Raw genomic sequence first — 19,412 nt, forward strand, 5'->3', positions numbered from 1 at the left:
CAGCGCAGCAAGAAGCCTTTCCGCGGATATTCGGTCGTGATTGCCGAGTTCGCGCTGAAAAGCTTACGGAATCACGCGACAGTTATGCCTGGCCGGCGGATCGCCGGCCAGGCGCGTTCGTCCGAACTATTCCTTGGCGGCGGGCGCGAGCAGTCCCGCGGCCTTCAGCAGGTTGTGCTGTCTGAGCGTGCTGTCGGCGAGGAGCGCGCGATAACGCGCGACGATGCGGGACCGATGCGCCTCGTCCGAAACCGCGTTCAGTGCGCCGAGGACCGCGGCGATCTTTTCGCTCACAGCGCGCAGCTCACCGAGGAGCTCCGAATTCTCCGCCAGCCGGAACACGTCCGCACTGGTAAGCTGTCCGACACCGAGCGGCGTCTTGGCGCCCTTCGACACATAGCCCTCCGGCAGATCGCCCTTGAGGTTCGTGACAGCCCGGTTCCGGATCGCGTCGAGCAGCTGATCGACGGCCTGCTTCGCACCGGCGACCCGGGTCGGGTGGTCGGTATCGGCGGCCGCATGCGGAAGAAGCTCGAGTTTGTCCGCATGCTTGGGAAGCAGCGACAGATAGGGCTTCATCGGTCCGGTCGGGCCTTCCGGACCCTTGAAGAGGTCCGCATCGATGGCCGCATGCCGGACCTTGCCGGATGCCAGCGCCTCATCAAGCGCTGCGACGTCGACCAGTTCACCGCGATCATAATTGATGAGCACGGACCGCTCGTTCAGCGCGGACAGGACCTCGCGGCCCACCAGCCCCGCATTGGAGAAGGCGCCGGTGGCGGGATCCTGCCTGCCCAGTCCGAGATGGACGGAGAGCACATCGGCACCCTTTGCCGCAGCGACCGGCGTCTCCGCATACTCATAGCCTTCGGCCAAAATATTGTCGCGATGAGCCGGACGAGCATAGATGACGACGTCCATGTGGAAGGCCTTGGCGATCCGGGCGAGTTCGCGGCCGATATTGCCGTAGCCGAGAATGGCGATCCGTTGGCCTTCCAGCTTCTCGGTCGGGTATTCGGCCAGGTTCTTGCCGGTGTCGAAGTCGCCATTCACGACGCGCGCGTGCAGGTCCGCCACCGGAAGATCGGGCGTGACCTTGAGCAGCGCCTTTGCGGCCATCTGCGCCGTCGCGCGGCTGTTGATGCCCGGTGTATTCATGAGGGGGGCCTCGCCTCCCTCGCCGTTGGGGCCGCCCCAGGAGGCAGATCCCATATTGCCGGTTCCGGTGCCGATGCGGACGCCGCCAAGACGGAACTTCGCTCCCGCGGGAATGAAGGTCGCGGCTGCGATCACCGCGTCATATTGGCCCTGATCGGTCTCGGCCAGGATTTCGTCGGCGGTGCTGAGATGCGGCTGGTAGAAGAAGTGGACCCTGCCGTCGTCGGTCGCGCCGGCGGTCGTAACCGAGCCCTCGTGGAACACGCATCCCTTCTCGCCGATATAGGCCGCGAGTTCGCTGTGGTCGAGACGTCCTTCCGCATCGAAGCGCAGGCCGATCGCATCGGCGATCAGCACCTTGAAGGTGCCCTCGCGTGGGCCGGCGGCGGAAGCGCCGCTGCTTTCGGCATATTCCACCTTGCTGCCTCTCCGTTCGAGCTCCTCTTCCAGCACGACGACCTTGGCGCGAAGATAGGCGTATTTCAGGTTTTCCAGGAGCGCGACGATGTCCGCGGGCTCGCGGATGCCGCCGACCCAGGCGCGATAATCGCCCGGCGTGCCCGGAAACGCGTTGACGTAGCGCGCCGCGTCGAGCCCGGTCTCGTGATCGCCATTGGGGTGGGTGATGCCCTCATAGCCCAGAAGCTGCTTCGAGCGTGCGATGATGCGGGCGTGGAGGTCGGAGGACGAGACCTCACCGTCATTGACCTTGAGCAACGTAACGGCCGCGCCCCGGCGCTCCCGCTCGTCGACCACCAGGCTGAACAGCGGATCCTTCGCGACCCACTCGTTGATGACTTCGCGGTTCGCAGAGGAGCGCTTGTTCAGTTCGATGACCGAGCCGATGCGGCGCTCGGTCTGCAGCAGGCCGAATGTCGTTTCGGCGAAGGCGAGCGCGCTGTAGGTGTTGATGACACCACCCAGCATCTTGTCTTCCTGGGCGTCGTAGAACGGGCCGGCATCGACGGAGCGCTTGCTGCTCAGCGGCTGCTTCGGATCGAGCGGCGGCGCGATCTTCAACTGACGGGGGATCGCCCAGGACGGATTGCTCTGGTTGCGCTCGATCAGCGCGAGAGCGGCCGGCGTAAAGGAAGCGACAAAGTAGCCGGAAACGCCGCCGATTGCCTTCTGGAAAGGCATGAAGAGGCAGCATTTCGCCATGACGGCCCGTACGACCTCGGGCTCCCAGGGCATGGCACCGAGCATGGAAGTGGCGTCGAACACGGCATGCCTGTTTTCCGGATCGCCATCCAGCCACGTCAGAAGTTCGTTGATTTCCTCGTTGGTGTAGGAATTCGCGCCGGTGGTCTCGTGGCCGACGCCGACGAAGATCGAGACGCCGAGCCTGGCAAGGGTCCGCGCCGACGGGATCGCGCCCTCCTTCTCCGCGAAATAGATCCTGTTCTCGTCGCCCTTCTCGGCGAAGCGGTGCATCTCGATGAGCTGCGTCGCCCAGGACTGGCGGAAGAAGCCGGATGCGCCGGCACCGCCGCTTTCGGGACGCGGCGTGTCCACATAGACGCGTTGGTCGGCGTCGTTGGCATTCAGAAGATGTTGAACGCAGACGGTGTAGCCGCTGTGGCCGCCGCCCAGCCCTACGGCGATACGGTTGGTCTTGGGAAATTCGAAGTAGCGATGGATCGCCCGCATCATGTCGAGCAGGATCTTGTCCGCCGGGTAACCGCGATGCATGCTGCGCGACAGTTCCGCCGTGGTGAAAGCGCCGATGTCCTTACCGGTATCGTCATATTTCCGATAGGTCTTCTCGAGCCAGCGATCGAATTCGAGGCGGCGAAGCCGGCTGTCAACCTCATCCGTCGCAGCGTCGGTGATCGGCCCTACCCCGAAGAACGGATTCGAGGGCAGCGAAGGAGCGCCATTCTTTGTCAACTCAAGCGCATCGAGCCGCTGCGCGTGCAATTCTGCGTCGGATATCATCTATAACCCTCTGGTTCCGATTGTCGGGGAGCGACCGTGACCGCTTCCCTGTTGTCGGCCGCCGGAAACCTTTTCCACTTCAGAAAATGGGCTTCCTGACTAGGCAGGACCGTTCGGGCGCATAATGTTGGAGAAATCGTCCGGACGCGCCGCACATTTTCGACGATGTGCCCATTCAATTGCGACATTCAGCGGGGAATGGCGCTCGGGAGCGGGCCGGCCGCCTGGCCGGCGGTTCGGAAGGGCCTTCACTCCCCGCCCTGCTCGCTTTTCTTGTGGAGCAATCTCGCCTTGTGGTGCGCGCAATATTTCTTTCCGTCCGTCTTTGCCGCGCAGAAGAGATAGGGGCCGCCGCTGTTGATCGGCCAGGTGCACTCGCCCGGGCGCAGGTCTTCGAGCCGTTTGGCGAATGCCAGCCTGTCCGCGTCGTACTGATTTGCAGGGGCGAAATCTGTTTCGAATTTGGTCATGAGCGCACCAATGGACTGCATTCCCTCCGCATTGATCGGTCAGCCGGGAGGCAGCGTCAGCACCGTAATGGCGAAAACCACCGCGAGCGCGGCGAAGACCGCGATCAGTTCCAGCATCATGAAACGCTGCATATCGCGACCCATGGCAACCTCCTCCACGCTGTTGCGCGGTAATGGGAAACGATTCGCGCCCGCAAAAAGTTCAAAATCGCGGGTGCGTGCCGACGCGTGCGCGATCGACGTCCCGCCCGCGGAACGGTGGCCCGGCGCTACTCGGCTTCCAAGGCCGGAGGAGGTTCATCCGCGGTCACCATCCGCATCAGGCCCACCTCGCTCCTTACACCTTGCCGATAGAGGTGGAAGAGCATCTTGCCGATCTCGGCACCGCCCTCGCTCTCCGGCTCCATATCCTTCAAGGAGCAGACGTGAATGTGAACGCGTCGAAGCATCGAGATTTCATCGTCGTCAATGGCCAAGTCCGAAAAGCGGTACCAGTTCACTTTGATCCTCCAGTCAAAGCAGCTTCGATGATGGTGGATCTGATATTGGTATCGCGGCGACCGGATTCCAGATCGGGATGCAGTCTCTTTGCGGTCGGCAGCAAGCATCGCCCGGCCGGCGCCAAACAGCACCGTTTTCCAGATCATTGCAGGGGCGAATGCTCGACCGGTTCCGCGGGCGGCACTTCGGCCAGCATATCGACCGGATCAGCCGGGAGCAGCGTCACGATCATGATCGCCGAAACCAATGTCAACGAAACGATGAGCGCGATCAACTCGACCACCGGGAAGCGTTGGCTGTCGCGGCGCATGGTGATCTCCTCCATGCATTCGGGACAGAAGGAACGCTTGAGTGCCCTGATCGTTCATTGTCCCGGTCGCATCGACGGGCAGATGATGTCTGCCATTCAATGTCTACGGCGCCGCGTGTCCGCAAAGGTGTCTGTAACCGTTCGGGTGTGCGCAGACTTCCGAAAATCGGGTGCGCGCAGATGCGCTAGGGGGAATCATCCTCCCCTTCTTCCTTGCGCTGCAGCCACAGCGTCACACCCAGCAGAGAAGCGCCCAGCCGGATCCGACAGTCCAGCCGGCGAGCACACGCGCCATCATCGCCGCCAGCGTCAAATAGACGACGGTGGTTCATCGGGGCGGGACGATGCCTTCGTAATACTCACCATCCCCGCCAACGTAAACCTTTCCCGACTGGCACGCCGCCAGGGCCACCAATGCCAGCAACAGCATGATCTTGCGCATCGAATCGTCCTCTCCAACGCATTGCAGATCATTGATATTCCGGCATCCAGGCGCGATCAAATCTCATGACCGTGATCGCGCGCGCCTCCCGGCAAACCTGTCGGAATGGAAGGGGCGGGCTTTGCCGCCCGCCCCTCGGCAATCTTTGTTCCGCTTTCCCTATTCAGCTTTCATGACCTGGCCGCGGATTTCACCGTCGGGATGGGCGGCCGTGTGCAAATTCACATACAAGCGACCTTCGGTCAGCGCCGCAGCCTGGGTGTCGTCCAGTGTCGCAGAACCTTCAGAGAGCGCCGACACCTCGATCGGCACCATGGGTGGCGCATTTTCGCCGGATGCGGCAGGTCCGTGGAAATGGGCGGCGGTGACATCGCCGCTGAGCCCCGAATGCTCGATGGTCCAAGTGAGATTCTTGCTTTCCGTATCATAGGTGACGTCGGCCGTTCCCGTCGCACTGGTTTCGACCGGCGGCACCTCCTCGCTTCCCTTGAGTTCTGCCTTGAACTTCATCTCCTCGGCAAACCCCATCGAAGCTGCGGCGAGATAGCCCAGCGCAACGACGATACCGGTCGTCTTTGTCCACGACTGCATGGCTCATTCCTCCGATCTCACGTGGTTTCTGCGCTCTTTGCCGCATACATCCGGGCAAAGATAGAAACGCAGTGGAGAGTAGATAACGCGCAAGCGGCCGTCGGACAGGGGACCGCTGTATGCCATAGCTCGAAGATCTGCCGCAGCGCGGCCGGGCGGAAGCCGTCCGCGCATACGGCGCCGCTTAGATCGGCGTCGGCGGCACAATGCCCGTATAGTATTCGCCCTGGCCCGGCTGGTAGTGGTGGTAAACCGTGGGGCTCCCGGTCTGTGAACAGGCGCCGAGAATTACGAGTGCCATCAGCAATATGATCGCCCGCATGAGCTGGTCCTTTCCGGAATGATTGAGGTCCCCCATCTCTTTCCCGGGGGAGAGGATCGGCGTCATTGCCCTGCGTCGCACGTCGATTGTACATGCCGGGCCGCCATTCGCCCAGACCGCCGAAAGAGGGCGTGCCTGCAACCCCTGCCCTAAAGCGCCCGCGTCCCGCGCAAAGGTCGAGGTCGATTAAAGGAACATGCTGTAAGATGTAGCGCGCCGCGTCGCCGCGGCCCCTCTGGGCCCGCAAATCCGGCATTTGCATCAAATGCAACCGCCGGGTTTCACCGGCGATCAAAGGAAATCTGGCACAGAGGAGAAAAGAGCGTAACCGGGGATTGAAAAGGTGACCCAGGTTGTAACCGTATCCGCAACGACGGCGGCCTATGCGGCGGAAGCCGTCAAGCCGTCCGCGCGCATACGCGGCGACGGCCCCGCCGACGAGGCGATCACGCTGCTTTCGGCCCGTCCGGTCGAGCGCAAAAACGTAGCGCCCGCGCCGATTGCGAAAGCCAAGGGTGCCCTGTGCCAAGCGCTGATGCTGATCAGCGCCGAACGGCGAACGCCGCAGGAGAGTGCGGCGGAAACTATGCGTCGTTACCTCGAATTCATGCAGGACGAGGAAGGAGACCGCGGCCAGGCAGACGACCGGCCGGTTGAGCCCGAGGCGGACGAGGAGCAGGAGACCGACGAGTTCTCCGTCATGCTCGAGCAGTTCATCCAAAGGGGATGACCCGAAGGAGCGAGCCTGAGCCCGCTCCCGTCCGACCGGCGTTCACTTGTGCTTGTGTTGGTTCTCCTCGCCGGCGGCATTGCCGACCGGCAGCGCATAGGCCACCTTGCCCGCTTTTTCGAAAGTGAGCGTAACGGGGACCGCATCGCCTTCGGCAAAGGGCTTCGTCACCTCCATGAACATCAGGTGCAACTGGCCGCGCGTCAGGTCCACGGTCTCACCCGCCGGGATGACGATACCGTCCTCGAGCTTGCGCATCTTCATCACGTCGTTCTCCATTGTCATTTCGTGGAGTTCGACGCGGCCTGCGGCCGAGCTTTCCGCCGCAATCAGCCGATCGTCGGTACTGCCGTTGTTTTTCACGATCATACCGCCGCCACCGACTTTGGCGCCCGGCAACATGGCTTTCACCGCGCCGCCGGAGATTTCGAGATCCCCCGCCTCGACGGGGCCGGAGGCCTGAACTCCGCCGTGCCCGCCATGGGCATGCTCCCCGCCCGTGAGCGTCACGCTTACGGTCGGCGCCGGATTTTTCAGCGAATGGGGGTCTTGCCCGGCGGCCGGCACCTCATCCCAGGCGACCTTGCCATCGGCGCCGCAAAACTGGACCGTCGGAAAGGCGAGTACCGTTTCCTTGTCGAAGCCGGAGACTTTGCCGCGGATCACAAAGGTGTCGTAATACGCATCGGGCAAATTGCCGCCCTTCCAGCGGATTTCGATCGGGCCGGAGGATATGTTTGTTCCGTGATTGTCATAGGTCTTCTGGTAGTCGCCCTGAATGATTTCAAGCTCCCAGCCGGGCTTCGGCTGCGGTTTTGCGAAGACGAAACCTTCGGGCAGTCTGACCTGTACCTCGGTCGTCGCCTTGCCGTCGCAGCCATGCGGCACCTGTAGAACCGCCTTGAAGGTCTTTTCGGCGGGCGCCTGGTCCACTTCGAACGTCGCATGCGCGTGGGCCATGCCGGCGACAAGTGTCATGCCGGCGGTGAGAAAGGTAAGTCTGTTCATCTTGTAATCTCCGAACCACGCGCCTTTGATCCATGGGCTCTGTGGTGCCGCCCGGGCGGCGAAATGCACTAAGGTTTTGATTGGGGAGAGCTACGAAAAAGCCGGCGGAGCGCGCGATGGCGGCAGCAAGCGTCGGGCGACAGATGTCACCTGGTCCGCAACGGCCGGCCTGGATACCATCCAACTGCCGTTTACTGCCGGCCCGCTTTGTTTGGGCGGTAACGGCAAGAGGATCGATGCGGCGAGGCGGCAGGCCTCGCACACTGGCGCCACGGCAGGCGCCTTCCCGCGTTGCGGGCCGCCGTCGACCCCATGCGTGCCGAAGCAGATATCCGCGAAAGCGCCGTCGGGAAGACGGTATTCGGCTGAGAGCGCCGGGCTTGCATGCTGCGCGACGCCGGGCTTGTGGGCGAAGGCAAGGAGAAGGAGTGCGAAAGCTGCCAGCAGCCGCACCGCAATCCCGAGATTTTCCCCACGCCCGCTCATCATCGCCTCATAGATAGGATCTTCGTAACCCACAACCGCCAGCAAATGCAAAAGCCGAATCGCCGCAGGCGCTCTCGGCCGCGGCGCCAGTGCATCCATTCTCGGTAAACACGATGCGTGGATCCGAAGGGTTACGGCGCGGTAAGGCCATGGCGACAAAAATATGCTTGGACGCGACATTGTCCCTTGCCAAAATCCGGACTTCGCCGTTATCTGGATACGATCTTGTTGGGAGAAACCGGTTCAATCCGGTGCCGAAGGAGCAACCGCCCCGGAAACTCTCAGGCCAAAGGACCGACGGGATACCGGTAAGGACTCTGGAGAGAAGCGTTTTCACGCTCGCCGAAGGGATAACAATCTCAGGCAAAGGGACAGAGGGGGCTCGAATTTGTCGGCGCTCGACGCCGGTAGTGTGAGCCGGCGCGTGGCGCGCCAGACCTGGAGGCCGGACTTTGGAAAGTATCTCCCGTTTGAAACATACGCCTCTGCACGCGCTCCATCTGTCGCTGGGCGCGCGCATGGTGCCTTTCGCCGGCTACGAGATGCCGGTGCAATATCATGAGGGCGTACTCAAGGAGCACCTGCACACCCGCGCGGCCGCCGGCCTCTTCGATGTCTCCCATATGGGGCAAATCGCCATCCGCCCCCGCTCGGGCCGGATTGCCGATGCGGCTCTGGCGCTCGAAAGGCTGGTGCCGGTAGATGTGTTGGGTCTTGCGGAAGGCCGCCAGCGCTACGCGCTTTTCACCAACGACCAAGGCGGAATCCTCGACGACCTGATGATCGCCAACCGCGGTGACCATCTCTACCTCATCGTCAACGCCGCCTGCAAGGCGGCCGACTTCGAGCATTTGCAGCGCGGACTTGGCGACAGCTGTCTCGTGACGATGCTGAACGATCGCGCGCTCATAGCGCTGCAAGGTCCCCGAGCCGAGGCGGTGCTCGGTGAACTGTGGGCAGACATCGCCTCCATGCGCTTCATGGATGTCGCGGAAGCGGACCTCCACGACGTCGCCTGCATCATTTCCCGCTCCGGCTATACCGGTGAGGACGGCTTCGAGATCTCAATTCCCATTGCCTCGGCGGTCGATGTGACGCAACGTCTGCTCGAGCATCCGGACGTGATGCCGATCGGTCTCGGCGCCCGCGACTCGCTGCGCCTGGAAGCGGGCCTCTGCCTTTACGGCAACGACATAGACACGGAAACGACACCGGTCGAAGCGGCGCTCGAATGGGCGATCCAGAAGAGCCGCCGCTCCGGTGGCGACCGGGCCGGCGGCTTCCCCGGCGCAGACCGTATCCTTGCTGAATTCACGGACGGTGCCAGCCGGCGCCGCGTCGGGCTTAGGCCGGATGGGCGCGCGCCGGTGCGCGGTGGCGTGAAACTCTTTGCCGATCCGGAGGGCACGGTCGCCGCCGGCACGGTGACCTCGGGCGGTTTCGGTCCGAGCGTCGATGCCCCGGTTGCCATGGGCTATGTCGATACCGCCCACGCCCTAAGCGGCACCAAGCTCTTTGCGGAGGTGCGCGGCAAATACCTGCCCGTCACGGTGTCCGCCCTGCCCTTCATCCAACAAACCTACAAACGCTGACCAGGAGAAGCACGCATGCTGAAATTTACCGAGGAACACGAGTGGCTGAAGATCGACGGCGGCGTTGCAACGGTCGGCATCACCGAACATGCAGCCGGCCAACTGGGCGATCTCGTCTTCGTGGAGCTGCCGGAGGTTGGCGCGACCTTCTCCAAGGGCGATTCGGTCGCGACCGTCGAATCGGTCAAGGCAGCGTCCGACGTCTATTGTCCGCTCGACGGCGAGATCGTCGAAATCAATCAGGCGATCGTCGACGACCCCGCGCTCGTCAACAGCGACCCACAGGGCAAAGCCTGGTTCTTCAAGCTCAAACTCGCCGATGCGAATTCGGCCGATGCCCTTCTCGATGAAGCGGCCTACATGGAGCTTGTCGGCTGATGAGCATGCCAAAGGACTTTACCTTTACTGACTACAAGCCCTACGATTTCGCCAATCGGCGTCATATCGGTCCTTCCCCGGCCGAAATGGAGGAGATGCTGAAAGTCGTCGGCTATCCGAGCCTCGATGCGTTGATCGACGACACAGTCCCGGCCTCGATCCGGCAGAAAACGTCGCTCTCCTGGGGAGCGGCGATGACGGAGCGCGAGGCGCTCGACAAGCTGCGCGAAACGGCAAACCGCAACGAGAAGCGCGTCTCGCTGATCGGCCAGGGCTATTACGGCACGATCACGCCGCCGGTTATCCAGCGCAACATCCTGGAAAACCCGGCCTGGTACACCGCCTACACGCCCTACCAGCCGGAAATCAGCCAGGGCCGGCTCGAAGCCCTGCTCAACTATCAGACGATGGTCTGCGACCTGACAGGCCTCGACGTCGCCAATGCGTCGCTGCTCGACGAGGCGACAGCGGCGGCGGAAGCCATGGCCATGGCCGAGCGCGTCGCCAAGTCGAAGTCGAAGACCTTCTTCGTCGACGAGAACTGCCATCCCCAGACGATCGCATTGCTGCAGACGCGTGCGGAGCCCCTTGGCTGGCAGCTCGTCTTCGGCGATCCCTTCAAGGACTTGGAACCCGCCACCGTCTTTGGCGCCATCTTTCAATATCCCGGCACCTACGGCCACGTTCACGATTTCTCGGACCTGATCGCCAGGCTTCACGAGCAGGGCGCGATTGCGGCGATTGCCGCCGATCCGCTGGCGCTGGCATTGCTGAAGTCCCCCGGTGAGATGGGCGCGGATATCGCCGTCGGTTCGACCCAGCGCTTCGGCGTGCCGGTCGGCTATGGCGGGCCGCACGCCGCCTATATGGCCGTCAAGGATGCCTACAAACGGTCCATGCCCGGTCGCCTCGTCGGCGTCTCGGTCGATTCACGCGGGAACCGGGCGTATCGGCTGTCGCTTCAGACGCGCGAACAGCACATCCGCCGGGAAAAGGCGACCTCCAACATCTGCACCGCCCAGGTGCTGCTCGCAGTCATGGCGTCGATGTACGCCGTCTTCCACGGCCCGGAGGGCATCAAGGCAATCGCTCAGGGCGTGCATCAGAAGACCGTGCGACTTGCCATGGGCCTCGAAAAGCTCGGCTATGAGGTCGAGCCGGATCTCTTCTTCGACACGATCACCGTAGAGGTCGGCAAGCTGCAGGGCGTCATCCTGAAGGCGGCCGTCGCCGAGGAAGTGAACCTGCGCAAGATCGGCTCGACCAAGATCGGCATCAGCCTCGACGAACGGTCGCGGCCGGTGACGCTGGAGGCGGTGTGGCGCGCATTCGGCGGCGATTTCAAGGTCGAGGAGTTCGAGCCCGGTTACCGGCTGCCGGAGCCGTTGCTGCGCACCGGCGAATATCTCACCCATCCGATCTTCCATATGAACCGCGCCGAGAGCGAGATGACGCGCTATATGCGCCGCCTCGCCGACCGCGATCTCGCGCTCGACCGCGCCATGATCCCGCTTGGCTCCTGCACGATGAAGCTCAATGCGACGGCGGAAATGCTGCCGATCACCTGGCCGGAATTTTCGGAGATCCACCCCTTCGCCCCCACCGACCAGGCGCTCGGCTACCGGCATATGATCGAGGACCTGTCGGAAAAACTCTGCGCCATCACGGGCTATGATGCGATTTCGATGCAGCCGAACTCGGGCGCTCAGGGCGAGTATGCCGGATTGCTTGCGATCCGCGCCTATCACATCGCCAACGGCGATGCACATCGTGAGGTCTGCCTGATTCCGACCTCGGCGCATGGCACCAATCCCGCCTCCGCGAATATGGCCGGCATGAAAGTCGTGGTCGTCAAGGTGAGCGACATCGGCGAGATCGACATGGACGATTTCCGCGCCAAGGCGGAACAGTATTCGGACACTCTCTCCTGCTGCATGATCACCTATCCTTCGACGCACGGTGTCTTCGAGGAGAATGTGCGCGAAGTCTGCGATATCGTCCACAAGCACGGCGGGCAGGTCTATCTGGACGGCGCCAACATGAACGCCATGGTCGGCCTCGCCCGGCCCGGCGACATCGGCTCGGACGTCAGCCACCTCAATCTGCACAAGACCTTCTGTATTCCGCATGGCGGAGGCGGTCCCGGCATGGGTCCGATCGGCGTCAAGGCGCATCTTATTCCCTTCCTCCCCGGACATCCGGAAACCGACAGGAACGACGGCACGGTCTCAGCCGCCCCCTTCGGTTCGGCGTCGATCTTGCCGATCTCGTGGAGCTATTGCCTGATGATGGGCGGGGAAGGCCTGACCCAGGCGACCAAGGTGGCGATCCTCAATGCCAACTACGTCGCCGCGCGGCTGAAGGACGCCTATGACGTGCTCTACAAATCCGCGAAGGGCCGCGTCGCGCATGAGTGTATCATCGACACGCGTCCGCTCGCCGAAAGCGCCGGCGTCACCGTGGACGATGTCGCCAAGCGGCTGATCGACTGCGGTTTCCATGCGCCGACGATGAGTTGGCCAGTTGCCGGCACGCTGATGATCGAACCGACCGAATCCGAGACGAAGGCGGAGCTCGACCGTTTCTGTGATGCGATGCTGGCCATCCGCGAGGAGGCCCGCGCCATCGAGGAAGGCCGGATGGACCGCGACAACAATCCGCTGAAGAATGCGCCGCACACGGTCGAGGACCTCGTCGGCGACTGGAACCGGCCCTACTCTCGCGAGCAGGCCTGCTTCCCGCCAGGCGCCTTCCGTGTCGACAAATATTGGTCGCCGGTCAACCGCGTCGACAACGTCTATGGCGACCGCCATCTCATCTGCACTTGCCCGCCGATCGAAAGCTACGCGGAAGCGGCGGAGTGAAATATATCAGTGACGGGGGCGTGCCTTGGTACGCCCCCCCAACTATCGCCACGCAATGGTCGCTGCAGCACTTGTTGCCTGTGTTTGTCCTTGAGCCGGGGTCGATCGAAGGAGACATACTGTAAGGACAATGATGGCAACCAGCATCGGTCAATCCGTCAATCCGTCGAGACGTTGTCAGACGATGCGTCGCCAACACAGGGCAACCTGAAACTGTCGCTGAACAACTGACCGAGATCGAGCGTCGAGCGTACGCCAAGGTCATCGAAATGCTCGTTGAGAAAGCGTTCCGCCCAGGCCCGTCCGCGCTCCATGAGATAGACGAGATAGCTCCATTCGGCCGTGAATTTGCTTGAGGCGCTAAGGAGCTCTGTCTCCTCGTGCGCATGGATCAGGTGAACGTAGCTGTCCCGATAACGCTCGGATTCGAGCCCTTCCGCCTCGATCAGCTCGTGCAGGAGGTGGATGGAACGCAACTCCTTCAGGAGCGCCGCATTGAAGGTCACTTCGTTCAGCCGATTGATGATTGCCCGGCCGGTCGTCGGCAGTTCCTCGCGGACAAGCGGATTGATCTGGACGATTACGATGTCTCGGGTGGCGCGGTCGTCGACGAGCGGATAGAGCGCGGGATTGCCGATATAGCCGCCATCCCAATAGGCCTCGCCGTCGATCTCGACCGCCCTGAACAGGTACGGCAGGCAGGCGGACGCCATGACGGTGTCGACCGACAGGTCGGGCTGCGTAAACACCTTGGCCCGGCCCGTGCGCACGTTGGTCGCGGTGACGAACACCTTCAGGCTGGAGCACCGATTGACTGCGTCGAAATCGATTGTGTCGGCGATCAGGTCGCGCAGAGGATTGATGTCGAACGGGTTCAGTTCATAGGGAGAGAACTGGCGCGTGAACTGTTCGAACCAGAGATAGGCCGGGGAGTGGTCGAGACTGTAATTGTTGGACATGCGGTCCCAAAGCGTGCGCTGCAGCGGAGACCAGCGCGCAGCGTCGCTCACCGCCTTCCAGAATGCAGCCAGCGCATCGCGTCCACCATCCACCCCCCCTTTCTCGAGGCCATCCGCAAGCATGACCGCATTCATAGCGCCCGCGCTCGTCCCGCTGATGCTGCAGATGCCGATGCGACTGTCTTCCAACAGCCGATCCAGCACCCCCCAGGTCAAAGCACCATGGGACCCGCCACCCTGCAGCGCCAGATCGATGTGCTTTCGTGTCACTTGGTCGGGCATGGTGTCACGGCTGGGTCAACAGCCGCGCACGGCACGGGCGGTGAAAATTTACCTTCGAAGCAGCGCCGTCAGTCGAAGCCGGTCCAAATGGCGACATCTTTCCTCTCGCGAAAAAGTTGCTGCCCTGCGCCCGGATTGAACTCTATGCGAGATGGCAATCATCCTCAAGTCCTCACAGGTCTGTCAATCTGAGCGTCATGCTTTTCGAGAATCGGATCCGATCATTGGGCCGATAATTCGTCCTCGGCTTAGCTGAGCATGTGCCGAACTTCTCATTCGGGTGGATTGTAGACGTCTGCGCACTGCGCTAGCTTCAGGCAATGAAGATACTTGCAGTTTCCGGCAGCGCCCGCCGGTTGTCCACCAACACGGCATTGTTGAGGGCAATGCAAGCCATCGCTCCCGGCGACATCGCTATCACAGTCTTTGACGACATAGCGGATTTGCCCGTCTTCTCACCTGATCTGGAAGGTCCGAACCTGCCCGATAGCGTTCGGCTTTTCATGCAGAAGATTTCCGACAGCGACGGACTTGTCATATCCAGCCCCGAATATGTCCGTAACATACCCGGAGGCTTGAAAAATGCGATTGATTGGCTGGTGTCCGGGGATCAGATCATCGGCAAGCCTATAGCCCTTGTTCACGCCTCCCATCGGGGAGACGACATGCTGACAGTCCTGCGAACAGTGCTTTCGACCCTAAGTTCCAATTTCAACGAGGACCTTTTCCTCCGACTTCCAGTGATGAAGGAGACGCCGGAATCAATTCTGGAAATTCTCAAGGTTCCTGCCAATCGACATATGGCTGAAAGCTTCCTCCGCGACTTCGCTTCCTTCTGCCGAAATCAAGGAATCCAGAAGCCGGACTCGATGGCACTCTAAGTCAAAGTTAGCGTCCAAGGTCAGCTACGGGTCGAGTCTTCATGTCCCCCGAAGGACGCAGGAGGGAGGAAAAATGCCCTGCGTTCGCCGGAGGCTTTCGCACGCCTTCCCCGGGACATGATCGGCCCCGGCGCCAGCCAAAACCAAGTGCAACGCCGGCATCCGAAACCCTACTCTAAAGCGGTCCCTCAGCTTGTCGCGACGGACCGCGCAGTTGCATTCAGGTCGTGAACTGCGGCAATGCAGCCGCCAACGCATTGACAGCCAGACGAACCTTCACCGGCAGGTGAGGTGTCGGGAGCCATACTGCGAAGGCATCGTAAAGAAAGCCCGGCTCATCAGGCAATAGTTCGACAAGCGCGCCAGCCTGAATGCGCCCACGAACCAGCCAATATGGGAGCCAGGCCAGCCCCATGCCGGCGGTTGCGACGTCGGCGATCGCATCGAGGTCATCGAGACGCAGACGGTGAAGTGGCGTGACCTCCACGGGCGGCTGGCCATTGCGCGGAAACAACCACGGGGGAACAGGCCCCGACCGACGGTAGACGATGGCATGGTGACTGCTGAGGTCCCCTGTCCGCAGTGGCCGGCCGTGCGCCTTGAGATAGGATGGCGACGCGCAGACGACCATGCGCTGGCGCGCGATGCGACGCGCTATCACCCCGGCTTTGTCCTCCAGGGTGCCCGTCCGGATTGCCAGATCGTAGCCATCCTCCGCGAGATCGACGATGCGGTCGTTGAGCGACAGATCAAGTTCCAGCGCAGGATATTGCTGCGCGAGCTCCAATAATATGGGGGTGACGCAGCGCCGGCCGAAATGCACAGGCATGGTGACGCGCAGCCTTCCGCGCGGCTCGGAGAGTTGATCGGCCGCGAGTGCATCCGCAGCAGCGACCTCTGCGAGCACCACTCGGCAGCGTTCATAATAGGCGCGCCCGAAGTCCGTCAGGCTCTGACGGCGCGTGGTCCGGTTGATGAGCCGCACTCCCAGGCGTTCTTCAAGAAACCGGACATGCTTGCCGACCATCGGTCCGGATAGATCGAGCGCCGTCGCGGCGGCCGCGAACGAGCCTAAGTCGACCGCTTTGACGAATACAGCCATGCTGGTGAGGCGATCCATATTCAAAACCATTCGTTTCTACTGTTCTGCCAACAAGGCCATTTATCCTCTCATTTGTCACTGGCATAGCTTATTCTGTTCAAATATTTTGGAGTTGTGGTGATGGCGCGTATTGTTCGCATTTATCAGCATGGTGGTCCCGAGGTTCTGCGCATCGAGAGCGTCGATGTTTCGGGACCGGGTCGGGGTGAGGTTCAAATCCGTGTCAAGGCGCTAGGCCTCAACCGGGCGGAAGCGTTGCTGCGTTCGGGCTTCTACATCGAAACGCCGACGTTGCCCGCCGGTCTCGGCCTTGAAGCAGCGGGCATTGTCGAAACGGTTGGGGAAGGCGTGGACGGATTCGTGCCCGGCGACGCAGTCAGCGTCGTGCCACCGCTATCGATGATCCGCTGGCCAGCCTATGGCGAGCTTGCCACCTTTCCCGCCGCGCTCGTAGTCAAGCACCCACCATCGCTCAGCTGGGAAGCGGCGGCAGCCGTCTGGATGCAATATCTCACCGCCTACGGTGCGCTGATCGACATTGCCGGACTGCGCAGGAAGGACTTTGTCGTCATTACCGCGGCATCGAGCAGTGTCGGACTTGCCGCGATCCAGATCGCCAACATCGTTGGCGCGAACGCCATCGCGGTCACGCGGGCATCTGGCAAGAAGCAGGCCTTGATTGAACTCGGCGCTGCCCACGTCATCGCTTCAGCGGAGGAAGATCTGGAAACCAGGCTGAAGGACATAGCCGGCCCGGAGGGCGTCCGGGTCGTGTTCGATCCGGTCGGCGGCCCGATCTTCGAGCCTCTGACGGCCGCGATGTCAAGGGGAGGCATTCTCATCGAATATGGCGGCTTGAGTCCTGAGCCGACCCCCTTTCCGCTGTTCACTGTGCTGAGCAAGTGCCTGACGCTGCGCGGCTACCTCGTCCACGAAGTCATCGGCGATCCGGCGCGCTTGGAGGCCGCCAAGGCGTTCATTCTCGATGGGCTGATATCGGGTACGCTCCAGCCAGTCATCGCCAGAACCTTTGCCTTTGACCAGATCGTCGAGGCGCATCGCTTTCTGGAGTCGAACGAACAATTCGGCAAGATTGTTGTGACGGTTTGACCGACAACGCGACCTCCAGCCCGTAGCGCATCGACGTGCCGCGCCGGACGTCACTCGAAGCGGCCTTAAACGGTCGAAAGGCGCAGTAAGCAGGCCCTGTCGTCTCGAAGCTGGAATTTGACCGACTTGGAGAACAACTTGTGAACTTCAGGTTTGGCCCGTCCTTTAGTTTTTTGCGACACACTTAGGCCGCGGCTCGCTTCCATCCTACCGCGAGCAGGCCAGCGCCGATCATCAGTGAACCGCCCGTGCGATTGACCACTCTCTGGACGCCAGGCTTGCGGATTGTCTTGCGCGCCATTGAAGCCATGAGGCCGTAAGCTGCGGCGTTCGCCGTTGCCAGCACGAGGAATGTCACCTCGAAAATGACCAGCTGGAACGCGATGGGCTGCGCATGGTTCAAGAACTGCGGCAGGAAAGCTACAAAGAAGATGATGCTTTTCGGGTTCAGCGCCGTGACGATATAGGTATGCAGAAAGATGCGTAGCGGGCGTTCCTTTTCGACGGAACCAACCTCGCCCGGCCCCTCATTGCTCACCACCGGCGCCCGCCAGAGCTTGGTACCGAGGTAGATCAGATAGGCGGCCCCGACCCACTTCAACACAGTGAACAATGTTGCGGACGTGGCGAGAAGCGCACCAAGTCCGAGCATCGAGGCCGTCATTGCAGTGAAGTCGCCCAGTGCAACGCCCGCCACGGTCGCCGTGGCGGAGCGTTTCCCGTGACCGAGCGCGTATGAAATAACCAGAAGAACGGTCGGACCGGGAATGGCCAGCAAAACGGCCGACGCTGCTACGAATGCCAACCAGAGTGACATGGACATATTTTCACCTCGAAGTTGTTTGGATCGAGCAATCCATGAGAACAGCCGTAAAGCAAGCGCGCTTCGCAAAAATCTCATTAAAGAGATTCCGGCGATCGTTCGCATGGCACGACCTCGATCTTTCAACCTTGAATCAAATTTCGCCCCCCGCGGGACTCCTCGGTGCGTGCAAACCTGCCGTGCACCGCGGCCACCGACTTCGCGAGCAAAAGAAAAGAGTTGCAGAGCTGCAGAAAAAATGTAGGTTATTTCTCATCCGACATCGAAGGGAGTCTTAAGCGCGCCGCCTGCGAAGCGCGCACGACCTCCCTTTGCCGGAAGAGACCATCTACCCAACGCAGATTCAGGGGAACTGTTAATGAAAAATGCATTCAGAACGATCGCTATCGGTGCAGCCATGTTGGCGGCCACCACGCTGTCGACCGCTGCACGCGACCTCACCGTCGTCTCCTGGGGAGGCAACTTTCAGGACGCACAACGCGAAATTTTCTTCAAACCCTTTGCGGAGGAGACCGGCAAGCCTGTGCTCGACGAGTCTTGGGACGGTGGCTTCGGCGTTCTCCAGGCGAAGGTGAAGGCCGGCGCGCCGAACTGGGACGTGGTGCAGGTGGAGGCCGAAGAACTGGCACTTGGCTGCGCCGACGGTCTCTTCGAAAAGATCGATTGGGACAAGCTCGGCGGCAAGGACAAGTTCCTGCCGGAAGCGGTCAGCGAATGCGGAGTCGGCGCGATCGTGTGGTCGACGGCAATCGCCTATGACGGCGCCAAACTCGCCGAAGGTCCCACCTCCTGGGCGGATTTCTGGGACGTGCAGAAATTTCCGGGCAAGCGCGCGATGCGCAAAAGCGCCAAGTATACTCTGGAATTCGCTCTCCTCGCCGACGGTGTCGGCAAGGATGAGGTTTATGGAGTGCTGGCGACGCCCGAGGGTGTGGACAGGGCCTTCAGGAAGCTCGATGAACTGCGTCCGCATCTCGTTTGGTGGGAAGCGGGCGCGCAGCCGCTACAACTGCTCGCCTCCGGCGAAGTGGTCATGACCTCGGCCTATAACGGCCGCATTACGGGCATCAACCGCAGCGAGGGCAAGGAGTTCAAAGTAGTCTGGCCGGGCAGCATCTACGCCATCGACAGCTGGGTGATCCTGAAGGATGCCGAGAACCAGGATGCGGGACAGGACTTCATCACCTTCGCCAGCATGCCGGACAATATGACCAAGCTCCCGGGCTACATCGCCTACGGCCTGCCCAACACTGAAGCGGCCGAAAAGGTCGAACCGCGCTATGCTGCCGAGTTGCCGACTGCCCCCGAGAACATGGCGGCAGCACTGGCCCTCGACGTCGAGTTCTGGATCGACAATTCCGAAGCGCTGACCGAACGCTTCAACGCCTGGCTGGCGCAGTAAAGCACCCCATGGACTATGGACGCCTGCGGGGCCACTGCGGCCCCGCTTGCGCAAAACCGTGCC

18 protein-coding genes and 2 riboswitches are annotated in these 19,412 nt (G+C 61.7%); of the genes, 7 read left to right on the forward strand and 11 right to left on the reverse strand.

The features are described 5' to 3' along the window. Nucleotides 1–126 precede the first annotated feature (126 nt). The 6 genes from AC4P1R_RS06895 to AC4P1R_RS06920 form a co-directional block, all read right to left on the reverse strand. The gene (locus tag AC4P1R_RS06895) at nucleotides 127–3,096 is read right to left on the reverse strand and encodes an NAD(P)-dependent oxidoreductase (protein ID WP_492177522.1); all 2,970 of its coding nucleotides are present in this window, start codon (nucleotides 3,094–3,096) and stop codon (nucleotides 127–129) included. A gap of 248 nt (nucleotides 3,097–3,344) precedes the next feature. Next, nucleotides 3,345–3,566, reverse strand: coding sequence for a GcrA cell cycle regulator (locus AC4P1R_RS06900; RefSeq protein WP_492177523.1), 222 nt, complete (start codon nucleotides 3,564–3,566; stop codon nucleotides 3,345–3,347). A gap of 269 nt (nucleotides 3,567–3,835) precedes the next feature. Continuing rightward, the gene (locus AC4P1R_RS06905) at nucleotides 3,836–4,015 is read right to left on the reverse strand and encodes a hypothetical protein (protein ID WP_151611960.1); all 180 of its coding nucleotides are present in this window, start codon (nucleotides 4,013–4,015) and stop codon (nucleotides 3,836–3,838) included. A 194-nt stretch (nucleotides 4,016–4,209) separates the two neighbouring features. Then, nucleotides 4,210–4,377 (reverse strand): hypothetical protein, encoded by a 168-nt coding sequence (locus tag AC4P1R_RS06910; RefSeq protein ID WP_165614697.1) that lies wholly within the window; start codon nucleotides 4,375–4,377, stop codon nucleotides 4,210–4,212. Nucleotides 4,378–4,978: 601 nt separating this feature from the next. Further along, nucleotides 4,979–5,410, reverse strand: a complete 432-nt coding sequence (locus AC4P1R_RS06915; RefSeq protein ID WP_151611246.1) for a CHRD domain-containing protein — start codon at nucleotides 5,408–5,410, stop codon at nucleotides 4,979–4,981. Between the two features lie 184 nt (nucleotides 5,411–5,594). Next, the gene (locus tag AC4P1R_RS06920; protein WP_131820465.1) at nucleotides 5,595–5,798 is read right to left on the reverse strand and encodes a hypothetical protein; all 204 of its coding nucleotides are present in this window, start codon (nucleotides 5,796–5,798) and stop codon (nucleotides 5,595–5,597) included. A gap of 277 nt (nucleotides 5,799–6,075) precedes the next feature. Here AC4P1R_RS06920 and AC4P1R_RS06925 point away from each other — a divergent pair, with 277 nt between their 5' ends. Next, nucleotides 6,076–6,462, forward strand: a complete 387-nt coding sequence (locus AC4P1R_RS06925; RefSeq protein WP_069457398.1) for a hypothetical protein — start codon at nucleotides 6,076–6,078, stop codon at nucleotides 6,460–6,462. A gap of 42 nt (nucleotides 6,463–6,504) precedes the next feature. Here the strand turns inward: AC4P1R_RS06925 and AC4P1R_RS06930 are convergent, their stop codons facing one another. Both AC4P1R_RS06930 and AC4P1R_RS06935 read right to left on the reverse strand, forming a co-directional pair. Further along, the gene (locus AC4P1R_RS06930; protein WP_492177524.1) at nucleotides 6,505–7,470 is read right to left on the reverse strand and encodes a DUF1775 domain-containing protein; all 966 of its coding nucleotides are present in this window, start codon (nucleotides 7,468–7,470) and stop codon (nucleotides 6,505–6,507) included. Between the two features lie 90 nt (nucleotides 7,471–7,560). Next, nucleotides 7,561–7,956: a hypothetical protein gene (locus AC4P1R_RS06935; protein WP_069457485.1), complete on the reverse strand. Its 396-nt coding sequence runs from the start codon at nucleotides 7,954–7,956 to the stop codon at nucleotides 7,561–7,563. A gap of 219 nt (nucleotides 7,957–8,175) precedes the next feature. Beyond that, nucleotides 8,176–8,263, forward strand: a riboswitch (glycine riboswitch). After that, nucleotides 8,264–8,341, forward strand: a riboswitch (glycine riboswitch). Nucleotides 8,342–8,408: 67 nt separating this feature from the next. On the opposite strand from AC4P1R_RS06935, the gene gcvT reads away from it, so the two are divergent. The 3 genes from gcvT to gcvP are packed head-to-tail and all read left to right on the forward strand — an operon-like array spanning nucleotide 8,409 to nucleotide 12,790. After that, on the forward strand, nucleotides 8,409–9,548 hold the full coding sequence (gene gcvT / locus AC4P1R_RS06940; protein ID WP_492177525.1) for a glycine cleavage system aminomethyltransferase GcvT: 1,140 nt from the start codon (nucleotides 8,409–8,411) through the stop codon (nucleotides 9,546–9,548). Between the two features lie 15 nt (nucleotides 9,549–9,563). Then, complete coding sequence (gene gcvH / locus AC4P1R_RS06945) at nucleotides 9,564–9,926, forward strand: glycine cleavage system protein GcvH (protein WP_151611250.1); 363 nt, start codon at nucleotides 9,564–9,566, stop codon at nucleotides 9,924–9,926. Further along, the gene (gcvP, locus tag AC4P1R_RS06950) at nucleotides 9,926–12,790 is read left to right on the forward strand and encodes an aminomethyl-transferring glycine dehydrogenase (RefSeq protein ID WP_151611251.1); all 2,865 of its coding nucleotides are present in this window, start codon (nucleotides 9,926–9,928) and stop codon (nucleotides 12,788–12,790) included. Before gcvH ends, gcvP begins: the two co-directional genes overlap by 1 nt. A gap of 158 nt (nucleotides 12,791–12,948) precedes the next feature. On the opposite strand, the gene AC4P1R_RS06955 is transcribed toward gcvP, so the two are convergent. Next, complete coding sequence (locus AC4P1R_RS06955; protein WP_492177526.1) at nucleotides 12,949–14,031, reverse strand: patatin-like phospholipase family protein; 1,083 nt, start codon at nucleotides 14,029–14,031, stop codon at nucleotides 12,949–12,951. Nucleotides 14,032–14,351: 320 nt separating this feature from the next. Here AC4P1R_RS06955 and AC4P1R_RS06960 point away from each other — a divergent pair, with 320 nt between their 5' ends. Further along, a complete protein-coding gene (locus AC4P1R_RS06960; RefSeq protein ID WP_492177527.1) occupies nucleotides 14,352–14,912 on the forward strand; it encodes an NADPH-dependent FMN reductase in 561 nt (186 codons plus the stop codon). 220 nt (nucleotides 14,913–15,132) lie between these two features. On the opposite strand, the gene AC4P1R_RS06965 is transcribed toward AC4P1R_RS06960, so the two are convergent. Beyond that, nucleotides 15,133–16,032: a LysR family transcriptional regulator gene (locus AC4P1R_RS06965; protein ID WP_492177728.1), complete on the reverse strand. Its 900-nt coding sequence runs from the start codon at nucleotides 16,030–16,032 to the stop codon at nucleotides 15,133–15,135. A 102-nt stretch (nucleotides 16,033–16,134) separates the two neighbouring features. Between AC4P1R_RS06965 and AC4P1R_RS06970 the strand changes: the two genes are divergently transcribed. Next, nucleotides 16,135–17,124 (forward strand): zinc-dependent alcohol dehydrogenase family protein, encoded by a 990-nt coding sequence (locus AC4P1R_RS06970; protein WP_492177528.1) that lies wholly within the window; start codon nucleotides 16,135–16,137, stop codon nucleotides 17,122–17,124. A gap of 184 nt (nucleotides 17,125–17,308) precedes the next feature. On the opposite strand, the gene AC4P1R_RS06975 is transcribed toward AC4P1R_RS06970, so the two are convergent. Next, a complete protein-coding gene (locus AC4P1R_RS06975) occupies nucleotides 17,309–17,947 on the reverse strand; it encodes a LysE family translocator (RefSeq protein ID WP_151611962.1) in 639 nt (212 codons plus the stop codon). A gap of 397 nt (nucleotides 17,948–18,344) precedes the next feature. Between AC4P1R_RS06975 and AC4P1R_RS06980 the strand changes: the two genes are divergently transcribed. Then, nucleotides 18,345–19,349, forward strand: a complete 1,005-nt coding sequence (locus AC4P1R_RS06980) for an ABC transporter substrate-binding protein (RefSeq protein ID WP_225191918.1) — start codon at nucleotides 18,345–18,347, stop codon at nucleotides 19,347–19,349. Nucleotides 19,350–19,412: the final 63 nt, after the last annotated feature.

This window comes from Sinorhizobium sp. Y406, assembly GCF_058732025.1.

Excerpts from the sequence above, each read along its gene's own strand:
- AC4P1R_RS06895 (WP_492177522.1), bottom strand. The coding sequence starts at position 3,096 with ATGATATCCGACGCAGAATTGCACGCGCAGCGGCTCGATGCGCTTGAG.
- AC4P1R_RS06900 (WP_492177523.1), bottom strand. The coding sequence starts at position 3,566 with ATGACCAAATTCGAAACAGATTTCGCCCCTGCAAATCAGTACGACGCG.
- AC4P1R_RS06905 (WP_151611960.1), bottom strand. The coding sequence starts at position 4,015 with ATGCTTCGACGCGTTCACATTCACGTCTGCTCCTTGAAGGATATGGAG.
- AC4P1R_RS06910 (WP_165614697.1), bottom strand. The coding sequence starts at position 4,377 with ATGCGCCGCGACAGCCAACGCTTCCCGGTGGTCGAGTTGATCGCGCTC.
- AC4P1R_RS06915 (WP_151611246.1), bottom strand. The coding sequence starts at position 5,410 with ATGCAGTCGTGGACAAAGACGACCGGTATCGTCGTTGCGCTGGGCTAT.
- AC4P1R_RS06920 (WP_131820465.1), bottom strand. The coding sequence starts at position 5,798 with ATGACGCCGATCCTCTCCCCCGGGAAAGAGATGGGGGACCTCAATCAT.
- AC4P1R_RS06930 (WP_492177524.1), bottom strand. The coding sequence starts at position 7,470 with ATGAACAGACTTACCTTTCTCACCGCCGGCATGACACTTGTCGCCGGC.
- AC4P1R_RS06935 (WP_069457485.1), bottom strand. The coding sequence starts at position 7,956 with ATGAGCGGGCGTGGGGAAAATCTCGGGATTGCGGTGCGGCTGCTGGCA.
- gcvH (WP_151611250.1), top strand. The coding sequence starts at position 9,564 with ATGCTGAAATTTACCGAGGAACACGAGTGGCTGAAGATCGACGGCGGC.
- gcvP (WP_151611251.1), top strand. The coding sequence starts at position 9,926 with ATGAGCATGCCAAAGGACTTTACCTTTACTGACTACAAGCCCTACGAT.
- AC4P1R_RS06955 (WP_492177526.1), bottom strand. The coding sequence starts at position 14,031 with ATGCCCGACCAAGTGACACGAAAGCACATCGATCTGGCGCTGCAGGGT.
- AC4P1R_RS06960 (WP_492177527.1), top strand. The coding sequence starts at position 14,352 with ATGAAGATACTTGCAGTTTCCGGCAGCGCCCGCCGGTTGTCCACCAAC.
- AC4P1R_RS06965 (WP_492177728.1), bottom strand. The coding sequence starts at position 16,032 with ATGGATCGCCTCACCAGCATGGCTGTATTCGTCAAAGCGGTCGACTTA.
- AC4P1R_RS06970 (WP_492177528.1), top strand. The coding sequence starts at position 16,135 with ATGGCGCGTATTGTTCGCATTTATCAGCATGGTGGTCCCGAGGTTCTG.
- AC4P1R_RS06975 (WP_151611962.1), bottom strand. The coding sequence starts at position 17,947 with ATGTCCATGTCACTCTGGTTGGCATTCGTAGCAGCGTCGGCCGTTTTG.
- AC4P1R_RS06980 (WP_225191918.1), top strand. The coding sequence starts at position 18,345 with ATGTTGGCGGCCACCACGCTGTCGACCGCTGCACGCGACCTCACCGTC.